Origin of the sequence: Rhodopseudomonas sp. (assembly GCF_036404135.1) — a bacterium.
Taxonomy (GTDB): domain Bacteria; phylum Pseudomonadota; class Alphaproteobacteria; order Rhizobiales; family Xanthobacteraceae; genus Rhodopseudomonas_A.
The window spans coordinates 1-9609 of the sequence record NZ_DASWPE010000126.1 but is presented as its reverse complement, the minus strand read 5'-3'; the positions used below and the strand labels follow the sequence as shown (position 1 = coordinate 9609).

Below are 9609 nucleotides of genomic sequence, written 5' to 3'. Positions count from 1 at the left end.
GAGGATTCGATCGGCTTGCCGCTCTGCAGCATCTCGCGAATCAGCCTCGCCTTCGACTCGGCGTCGGATTTCAGCGCCCGCGCATTGTTCAACTGGGTGTTCAGTTCCCCCATCTGCTGGTTGGAGAGCGTGGTGTTGTTGGTGCCGACAAAGAGGCTGGACTTGGAGCGGAAATCCTCGACGCGCGATTCGTCGTCCGCGACCTTCTTGCGCAGGCTGTCGATTTCACCCGAGAGCCATTGGCTGGCGGCCTTTGCCTGCTCCTGTCGCGCATTCTGCTGCATGATCAGATAACCATCGGCGATCGAATTGGCGACGCGGGCAGCAAGCTCGGGATCGCGCGACTGGAATTCGACCACGATGACGCGCGACTTGTCGACGGCATAGGCGGTCAGCCGCTCGTTATAGGCATCGAGCACCCGCTCTTCCGGCGTCATCGAGAACGGATCGCGGCCGATGCCGATCAGCGCCAGCAGCGATTTCAGCGGCGACAGGCCTTGCAGCACCGGGTCGAATTCCGGCCGCTCGGCGAGCTTGTTCTTCTTGATGATCTCGCGCGCCAAATCGCGTGACAGCAATAGCTGCACCTGGCTGGTGACCGCTTCGGGGTCGAGCGCGGTGCGCTCCTCGTTGCGCTCGCCGCTCGGCCGCAAGAACACGTTCTCGCGGCCGTCGATCAGGATGCGGGCTTCGGATTTGTAGCGCGGCGTGATCAAGTTAACGAGCGCCAGCGAAATCACCAGCGCCAGCAGCGTCGGTGCGATGATCAGGTGCTTCTTGCGTCCCAGTGCCTGCAGGATGGCGCGGGCGTCGATGTCGCCGAGCGCGGCTTGCGGCGGGCTCGGCACCACGCTGACCCGCGCCACAGGCGTTGCGGGAACGGGCGGCACTTCGGGGGCAATCTTGGCGGGCGGATTGCCGCTCTTGCGCCAGAACACGAACCGCATTGCTCACTCCCGCTTAACGCGACCACTGCTTCAACTACCAGCGATTACACTCCATTAAGGTTGCTGCCGGGTTAATTCGGCCACAGCGCCGCAATCTGCCATGCCGCCGCGGCGGTCATGTTTTGTTAACCGTGGAAGTACTTAATCAAAACTTGAGTCCGTCCTGGAACACCTTCGATGCAACGCGGCCGCGCCGTCATCCCCTTCCTTTTCTGCGCGCTGGCGCTTGCCGGCTGCGCGCACGGTTCCGGTCCGCTCGCCAGCGCGCCGCCGCAGGGCGATCTCGACGCCCTCGCCTATGGCCCGGCGCCGGCGCCCGCCGGGCGCGGCCTGTTCAGCGGCGTTGCGTCCGCGCCGCGGCGGGCTTATGCGGCGATGCCGGCGGCCTATGCGGCGCCGGCTTACGATCCGGATTACCGGCTCGACGCCGGCGACCGCCTGCGCATCGTGGTCTACGGCCAGGAAGGTCTCACCAACACCTACGCGATCGACGCCGGCGGCTCGATCACCATGCCGCTGATCGGCGCGGTGCCGGCGCGCGGCCGCAGCCCCGCCGGGCTTGCCGCCGACATCACCGCGAGGCTGCGCAACGGCTTCATCCGCGAGCCTTCAGTGGCGGTGGAAATCGAATCCTACCGGCCGTTCTTCATCCTCGGCGAGGTCGCCGCACCCGGCGCCTATCCTTACGTACCGAATATGAGCGTCGAAAGCGCGGTGGCGGTGGCCGGCGGATTTTCGCCGCGCGCCCGCCGCGACCAGGTGATTCTCACCCACGGCGACGCCCGCGGCATGGTGCGCGCCGCGGTGCCGCTCGGCACCCCGCTCGGCCCCGGCGATACCGTGCTGGTCGGCGAGCGCTGGTTCTAACCGCGATGGCCGAGCTCTCGCATCGCCCGCTTCGCATCGTTCACGCGGTCCGTGCCCCGGTGGGCGGCATCATCCGGCACATTCTCGATCTCGCCAACGGCCAGGCCGACCGCGGCCACCAGATCGGCCTGATCACCGACAGCCTGACCGGCGGCGCCCGCGCCGAGGCGGCGCTAGCCGAGATCGCGCCGCGGCTGGCGCTCGGCCTGCATCGATTGCCGATCCGCCGCGCGCCGAGCCCGGCCGACCTGCTGGTGTGGATGCATTTTTGGCAGCTGCTCGGCCGCCTGAAGCCGGACGTGCTGCACGGCCACGGCGCCAAGGCCGGCGCGTTCCAGCGCTCGCAGCCGTACCGGCCGAGCAGCATCCGGGTCTACACCCCGCATGGCGGCTCGCTGCACTATCCGCCCGACACCTTGCAGGGCGCGTTCTACAGCCGGCTGGAACGCGTGCTGATGAACCGCACCGACCTGTTCCTGTTCGAAAGCGCGTTCGCCCGCGACACCTATCAGCGCATCATCGGCACCCCGAGCGGCCTGGTGCGTTGCGTCTTCAACGGCGTCGACGCGGCAGAATTCGATCCCGTGGAGACCGCCGCCGACGCCACCGACCTCGGCTATGTCGGCGAGTTCCGCAAGATCAAGGGCGCCGACCTTTTGCTCGACGCGGTGGCGCGGCTGCGCGGCGCCGGCCGGCCGGTCACCCTGACGCTGGGCGGCGATGGCGAGGAGAGCGCGGCGCTGCAGGCACAGATCGCCCGTCTGAAGCTCGGCAACGCGGTGCGGCTGCTCGGTCACGTCAAAGCCCGCGACGGCTTTGCCAAGGCCCGGCTGCTGGTGGTGCCGTCGCGCGGCGATTCGATGCCCTATGTGGTGATCGAGGCGGCGGCGGCGGGCGTGCCGATGCTGGCCGCCAATGTCGGCGGCATCCCGGAGATCTTCGGCCCGCACCGCGACGGGCTGTTTGCGCCCAACGACCCCGCGGCGATGGTGGCGGCGATCGAAGCGGCGTTGGCCAATCCGGCGATCGCGGCAATCCGCGCCAAGGCGCTGCGGCAGCGGATCTTCCAGCAATTCTCGCAGAATGCCATGGTGGAAGGCGTGCTGGCCGGCTACCGTGAGGCGTTTGCCGGGCTTAATAAGTCGCGGGTGCGCTAACTAATTGTTCCGACTTTTCCATTAAGCGGTCGCGTGGGGGCTTTCGTTCCCGCGCGGCTTGCTGTGCGGCGGACAACAACGGGTGTGGTGCCGTGGAACCAATCGACGCACGCTCCATGATCGATGCCGCGGCGACGCTCGGCGCCGACGCGCCTGTCATCGAGCGGCGCCGCAAGCTGTCGGCGGCGGCGCTTGCGGTCGCCAATCTGAAGGTCCGCCCGGCCTATTCGCCGGTGGTGATCGCGGGCCTGGTGCGCATGGTCGATCTGCTGCTGATCAACATGGTCGGCATCGCGCTGTATCTCGGCTATGTGGCGCACGGCGATCCGCCGAGCTGGGAATATCTCGCCGCAATTTTCGCGATGTCGCTGGCCGCGGTGGTGGCGTTTCAGGCCGCCGATATCTATCAGGTGCAGGCGTTTCGCGGCCAGCTCAGGCAATTCACCCGGATGATCTCGGCGTGGTCGGTGGTGTTTCTGCTGTTCATCGGGGCGTCGTTCTTCGCCAAGCTCGGCGGCGAGGTGTCGCGGGTGTGGCTCTCGGGCTTCTATATCGCCGGGCTCGGCGCGCTGATCGGCGACCGGCTGCTGCTGCGCACGCTGGTGCGGCGCTGGGCCCGCGACGGCCGGCTCGACCGCCGCACCGTGGTGGTCGGCGCCGACGACAACGGCGAACGGCTGATCGCGGCGCTGAAAGCCCAGGACGATTCCGACCTGCACATTCTCGGGGTGTTCGACGACCGCAACGACGACCGCGCGATGGACAGCTGCGCCGGCAGCCCGAAGCTCGGCAAGGTCGACGACATCATCGAATTCGCCCGCCGCACCAGGGTCGATCTGGTGCTGTTCGCGCTGCCGATCGCGGCGGAGACCCGGATCCTGGAAATGCTGAAGAAGCTGTGGGTGCTGCCGGTCGACATCCGGCTGTCGGCGCACACCAACAAGCTCCGGTTCCGGCCACGCTCCTATTCCTATCTCGGCAAGGTGCCGACGCTCGACGTGTTCGAGGCGCCGATTACCGACTGGGACCTGGTGACGAAGCAACTGTTCGACCGCCTGGTCGGCGCACTGATCCTGCTGCTGGCCTCGCCGCTGATGGCGCTGGTGGCGCTCGCCATCAAGCGCGACAGCCCGGGCCCGGTGCTGTTCCGGCAGAAACGCTTCGGCTTCAACAACGAACGCATCGACGTGTTCAAGTTTCGCTCGCTGTATCACCACCAGGCCGATCCCACCGCCGCCAAGGTGGTGACCAAGAACGATCCCCGCGTCACCCGGGTCGGCCGCTTCATCCGCAGGACCAGCCTCGACGAGCTGCCGCAGCTGTTCAACGTGGTGTTCAAGGGCAACCTGTCGTTGGTCGGACCGCGGCCGCACGCCGTTCAGGGCAAGCTGAAGAGCCGGCTGTTCGACGAGGCGGTGGACGGCTATTTCGCCCGCCACCGCGTCAAGCCGGGCATCACCGGCTGGGCGCAGATCAACGGCTGGCGCGGCGAAATCGACAGCGACGAGAAGATCCAGAAGCGGGTCGAACACGATCTGTATTACATTGAGAACTGGTCGGTGCTGTTCGACCTCTACATCCTGCTGAAGACGCCGCTGGCGCTGCTCAAGGGCGAGAACGCCTATTGAGGCCGCGCAAGCGGTAACATACTGCGTGCGCCGCCTTCGCGTTGAACGCCGCCCGCCCTGCCGGCAACGCGCTTTCCCGGCGGTCAGAATCATTCTATGTTGCGCTGTCAAGCTTGGTAGACAGTTGAGGAGATCGTCATGCTGGTCACCGTCGTCGACGTGCTGTCGTCGCTGTTTCTCGCCGCCATCGTGGTGATTCTTTTCAGCCTGCTGGTGGCGAATTTCGCGCCGACGATCAAGTCGACCCAGCCGGGATTTGTCACCGTGCTGGCCTATCTGGTGGCGGAACTGGCGGCGCTGGTGGTCGCCTTGTGGATCGTCTCCGGCGTCGCGCAATACGACCTGCTGCCGACCTTGCTGGCCGCCGGTATCGCGGCGCTGATCTTCGTCCCGGGCTTGGCCGCCAAGCTGCCGAGCCCCGCCGCCGTCACCGGGCTGTTCAAGCGGAACTAACAGTTGGCGCGGCACCGTGTCGCAGTTTCTGCGCGTTGGCGTGTCGCCCGATAGATAGCTCGATCAGTTAGTTCGGAACATCAAGAACCGCCCGTAAACCGGGCGGTTTTTCGTGTGCCGGCATGGCGCGGCGAGTCAAAATCTTGCGACCTGTGCTATTTTGCACATGCGACGACAGCGCCCGACGTTAGTCTCGCGCGGCGCCTATCAGCAACCATTCCGCGATGGAGAAAGGTCATGAGCGATAGCGTATTGTCATTTCCGCAGATCTTGCAGCCGACCGCGAGTTTGAAGACGATCGCCCCGATCGGGGTTAAATTCTGGGAGAGCCAGGAAGCCGTGCTCGCCGGCCTCAAGCATTACTCCGACGGCTGGTTCGTGCGCCGTCAGCAAGGAACCAAGGCCGCGATCGAGGCCGCGAGACGGATCGGCGAAGCCGCGACGCCGGTCGATGCGCTGCGGGAATATCAAGAATGGCTCAACGGCGCGGTGAGCCGCCTGATCGAGGACGGCAACGCCTATCAGCACCATGTGCTCAATGCCGGGAGCAAGGCCGGCGCCAGCTTGTCCGCAGGGGTCGAGTCGGCGGCGAAATCCGCGTCCCGCGCCTATGAGGAGCAGAGCACCGGCTGACCCGCGCGGACGCCTGGATCCGCGACGATGCGCGCCGCCGCGAGGTGGCGACGTGACTGACGTGCACAAAAGGGGAAAACGGCAGTCGACGACGCCGGATCGGCGACGGGCGCCAGCCCGCAAGCGCATGGTCAAGCCCATGAGCTGACAGCGAAGCCGCCATGCGCAGGGCTGCGTGTTCGGCGCTCGGCATTCCGAGGCCGGCTGTTATGATCCTCGATCAGCGCCGAAGGCGCGCCGACCGAGGAGCCCCGCGGATGAAGCCTGCCACTCTTGCCGTCCACGCCGGAGCCGCCGCCGCGGTGCCGGGCGAGCCGGTGCTCAGCCCGCTGGTGCCGGCGACCAGCTTCCACGCCCATCCTGACGCGATCGGCTTCTCGGCCAACGATCTGACCAGCGCCGCGCCGCATTTCTACGCGCGCTGGAGCAATCCGACCGCCGAGCTGCTGGAAGCACGGCTGGCGGCGCTGGACGGCGGCGAAGCGGCGCTGAGCTTCGCCAGCGGCATGGCGGCGGTGTCCGGGCTGTTTCTGCATCTGCTGCAGAGCGGCGATCACCTGGTGCTGTCGGAGGTCTGCTACGCCGGCGTCGCCGAGCTCGCCCACGACATCCTGCCGCGCTACGGCATCGCCGTCACCGCAATCGACAGCTCCGATCTGGCCGCGGTCGCCGCTGCGATCCGGCCCGAGACCAGGCTGGTGCATATCGAGACCCCGGCCAACCCGATCCTGCGGCTCGCCGACATCGCCGCGATCGCCGAGATCGCGCATGCCCGCGGCGCGGCGCTGTCGGTGGATTCCACCATGGCGACCCCGGTCGCCACCCGGCCGCTCGACCTCGGCGCCGACTTCGTGGTGCATTCGCTGACCAAATACGCCTGCGGCCATGGCGACGCGCTGGGCGGCGCGGTGATCGGACGCGCCGCCGCGATTGCCGATTTGCGCAAATTCGCCGGCATCCATTTCGGCGCCACGATCTCGCCCTTCGCCGCCTGGCTGATCCTGCGCGGGCTGGAAACCCTGCCGGCGCGGATGGCGCTGCATCAGGCCAATGCCGCCGCGGTGGTCGCGTTTCTTAACACCCATCCCCGCGTCGCCCGGGTGTGGTGGCCGGGCTCCGCCGATCATCCGCAGGCCGAGCTGGCGCGGCGGCAGATGCGCAATTTCTCCGGCATGGTGGCGTTTTCCGCGGCCGCCGGCGCGGCGCTGTCGCGGCAGATCGCCGACCGGGTCAAGCTGTTCTCCTACGCGGTGTCGCTCGGCAAGACCCGCAGCCTGATCTTCTACATCCCGACCGACGATCTCCTGCGCTCCTCGTTCCACCTCGAAGGCGCCGCCGCGCAGGCCTATCGGGCGGCCACCGGCAACGGCACCTTCCGGCTCTCGATCGGGCTGGAAGACCCAGAAGACCTGATTGCGGATCTGGCGCAAGCGCTGGCGTAACGCCCTGTCCCGCCTGCGCGTGTCGTGGCGTCGGGATTGGCGCCGTCAGGTCGGCTGATCGCCGTCGCTTGGCTCGGCGGCATCGCGGCCGGTCGGCGGAAACATCCGGTCCAGCATCAGCCCGACCACCGCGATCGCCGGCGCGAGTTTCACCGTGACGATCGGCAGCACGACGCGCAACACCAGGAAGATCAAGACGATGGCGACCAGAACTTCAACCAGAATATTGTCGGACAGCGCGATCGCCAGCCGCAGCGCGCCCCAGGTCAGCATCGTCAGCAGCGCCAATTCCACCGCGGCATTCATCGCGGCAAAGGCGATGCCGCGGCGCGGGTTGTCGGGGTTGCTTTGCCGCGCCTCGGCGATGCGCGCGGCCGGCCAGCTCGCCACCACGCCGAATACCACGCCGAGGGTCGGCGATCGCGCCAGCGCCCAGGCCGGCTTTTGTGCCGGCTCCGCGGTGATGCCGTTGGCGGCGCGGGTCAGGCCGAGAAACAGGTAGCTCAACAGAAGACCGAGGGTGAAGATCATCGACCGCTCCGCGCGATGCAGCAAGCATGCCGCCCACCGATGTCACGTCGGCGACCGACGCACCCTGACCGCGGTCAAATTTGCGTAGCCCGCAGCCTACTCCCCGGCGCCGACGCGCGCTGGATGTTGGACAGCCGGATGCCGCGGCGGGCCGAAACCGGCAGGCCATGGGCGTCCTGATCGAAGTGGAAGGAAATTGGTCGGAGCGAAAGGATTTGAACCTTCGACCCCTAGTCTCCCAGACTAGTGCGCTAACCGGGCTGCGCTACGCTCCGATGCCAACCGGCACCGTTCCTGTAGCTTCGTTCAGCCCCGGGCGCAAGAACCGCGGCGCCGAATTGCCGCCGATCACGGCGAACGGCGGGCGCCCTCGCCGCATGCGCGCCGGCGATCAGAGCGCCGCCGAGGGCGAGCCGTCTTCGAAGGCGCTGTCGAGCATCTGCTTGCAGGCGACCAGATCCTGCAACGCGGTCTCCAGCCGCGCCAGATCGAGTTCCCGGCGGCTCGTGCCAGCCGCAGTGACCAGGTGCGAGGCGGGATGGGCGGGCGCGCGGAGATCCTCGACGTGCCGCGGCCGCGTGGCCCCCAGCGCCGCGCCGAGTTCGGGGTCGCGACGGGCCGGACCAAGCGGCGGACCCAGGGCTGGACCAACAGAGGGACCAAGGGCTGGCCCGAGCGTTGGTTCGCGCCGCGACGCGCTCAGCGGCGCTCCCGGCGCCGGTTCGCGCCGCACCAGCACCGGCGCTGTGACGCCGGCCTCGGGCGCCTCGTCGGGATCCAGATAGGCCTGCGGCGGCAGCTCGGCCGCGTCAAATCCGCCGGCCTGCGGTTCGCCGTCGCGCGGGTCCGGAGCGGCCGGCCGCGAAAGCCCGCTGGCCAGCCCCTGCACCGCCTTGATGCCCTGCTCTTTCAGGATGCGCTGCACGCCGCGGATGGTGTAGCCCTCGCCGTACAACAGCCGGCGAATGCCGCGCAGCAGATCGACGTCGTCCGGGCGATAATAGCGCCGGCCGCCGCTGCGCTTCATCGGCTTGATCTGGACGAATCGGGTTTCCCAGAACCGCAGCACATGCTGCGGGATGTCGAGGTCGTCGGCGACCTCGCTGATGGTTCGGAATGCATCCGGCGCCTTGTCCAAATGCTGGATCCCCAATTTCACTGGCCGCTGGATGGTCGCGAACGGGCTCGCGGACTCACTCTTCGTGCGTGTCCTTGCCGTTGCCGGCCGAGGTATCGCCGTTGATGCGCTGCTTGAGGATGGCCGACGGCTTGAACACCATCACGCGGCGCGGCGAGATCGGTACTTCGGTGCCAGTCTTCGGGTTGCGGCCGATGCGCTGGCCCTTCTTGCGCACCATGAAGGAGCCGAACGACGACAGCTTCACCGTCTCGCCCTTCTCCAGGCAATCGGTAATTTCCTTCAATACCAGCTCCACGAACGCAGACGACTCCGTGCGCGAAAGACCCACCTTCTGGTAGACCGCTTCGCACAGATCGACGCGTGTGACTGTTTTTCCCGTGCCCGTCATCGCCTGCCCCAACTCTCGGCGAACAAAATTGTTGTCAGAAATTATGAGGTTAACGACCAATGGTCAACAGCGCTCATCGATGCAGACGCATCGAAGTTCATGACAATGCGAGATAATTTGTACTCAGCCTACCAGCGGATCAGCGCCGAGCCCCAGGTGAAGCCGCCGCCCATCGCTTCCAGCAGTACCAGGTCGCCCTTCTTGATGCGGCCATCGGCTACCGCCACCGACAACGCCAGCGGAATCGAGGCCGCTGACGTATTGCCGTGCAGGTCCACCGTCAGGACTACCTTTTGCGGTGCAATATGCAGCTTGTGCGCGGAGGCATCGATGATCCGCTTGTTGGCCTGGTGCGGCACGAACCAGTCGATGCTCTCGGCGCTTGCGCCGGTGGCGTTGAAAGCATCGACGATTACGTCGGT

Annotated in this window: 11 protein-coding genes and 1 tRNA gene; 6 read left to right on the top strand and 6 right to left on the bottom strand. The window is 67.0% G+C overall.

Translation table 11 applies throughout. The annotated features are described in order from the left end of the window. Positions 1–947: GumC family protein (locus VGC77_RS15805; RefSeq protein ID WP_331172518.1), on the bottom strand; the 947-nt coding region annotated here is incomplete at its 3' end. A 177-nt stretch (positions 948–1124) separates the two neighbouring features. On the opposite strand from VGC77_RS15805, the gene VGC77_RS15800 reads away from it, so the two are divergent. From VGC77_RS15800 to VGC77_RS15775, 6 genes are all read left to right on the top strand, one after another. After that, entirely contained in the window at positions 1125–1814 is a 690-nt protein-coding gene (locus VGC77_RS15800) for a polysaccharide biosynthesis/export family protein (protein ID WP_331172517.1), read from the top strand. Between the two features lie 5 nt (positions 1815–1819). Further along, positions 1820–2971 (top strand): glycosyltransferase family 4 protein, encoded by a 1152-nt coding sequence (locus VGC77_RS15795; protein WP_331172516.1) that lies wholly within the window; start codon positions 1820–1822, stop codon positions 2969–2971. Positions 2972–3087: 116 nt separating this feature from the next. Continuing rightward, entirely contained in the window at positions 3088–4599 is a 1512-nt protein-coding gene (locus VGC77_RS15790; RefSeq protein WP_331172519.1) for an undecaprenyl-phosphate glucose phosphotransferase, read from the top strand. Between the two features lie 138 nt (positions 4600–4737). Further along, positions 4738–5052: a hypothetical protein gene (locus VGC77_RS15785; protein WP_331172515.1), complete on the top strand. Its 315-nt coding sequence runs from the start codon at positions 4738–4740 to the stop codon at positions 5050–5052. A gap of 237 nt (positions 5053–5289) precedes the next feature. Beyond that, entirely contained in the window at positions 5290–5685 is a 396-nt protein-coding gene (locus VGC77_RS15780; protein WP_331172514.1) for a hypothetical protein, read from the top strand. Positions 5686–5942: 257 nt separating this feature from the next. After that, complete coding sequence (locus VGC77_RS15775) at positions 5943–7127, top strand: trans-sulfuration enzyme family protein (protein WP_331172513.1); 1185 nt, start codon at positions 5943–5945, stop codon at positions 7125–7127. A gap of 45 nt (positions 7128–7172) precedes the next feature. On the opposite strand, the gene VGC77_RS15770 is transcribed toward VGC77_RS15775, so the two are convergent. The 5 genes from VGC77_RS15770 to VGC77_RS15750 form a co-directional block, all read right to left on the bottom strand. Further along, positions 7173–7658, bottom strand: coding sequence for a hypothetical protein (locus VGC77_RS15770; RefSeq protein ID WP_331172512.1), 486 nt, complete (start codon positions 7656–7658; stop codon positions 7173–7175). A 197-nt stretch (positions 7659–7855) separates the two neighbouring features. Continuing rightward, positions 7856–7933 (bottom strand) — tRNA-Pro (locus VGC77_RS15765). Positions 7934–8049: 116 nt separating this feature from the next. Next, positions 8050–8796: a MerR family transcriptional regulator gene (locus tag VGC77_RS15760; protein ID WP_331172511.1), complete on the bottom strand. Its 747-nt coding sequence runs from the start codon at positions 8794–8796 to the stop codon at positions 8050–8052. Between the two features lie 55 nt (positions 8797–8851). Next, positions 8852–9187, bottom strand: a complete 336-nt coding sequence (locus tag VGC77_RS15755) for an integration host factor subunit alpha (protein WP_331172510.1) — start codon at positions 9185–9187, stop codon at positions 8852–8854. 128 nt (positions 9188–9315) lie between these two features. After that, positions 9316–9609 (bottom strand): 3-oxoacyl-[acyl-carrier-protein] synthase III C-terminal domain-containing protein (locus tag VGC77_RS15750; RefSeq protein WP_331172509.1); only part of this gene is annotated, 294 nt, incomplete at its 5' end.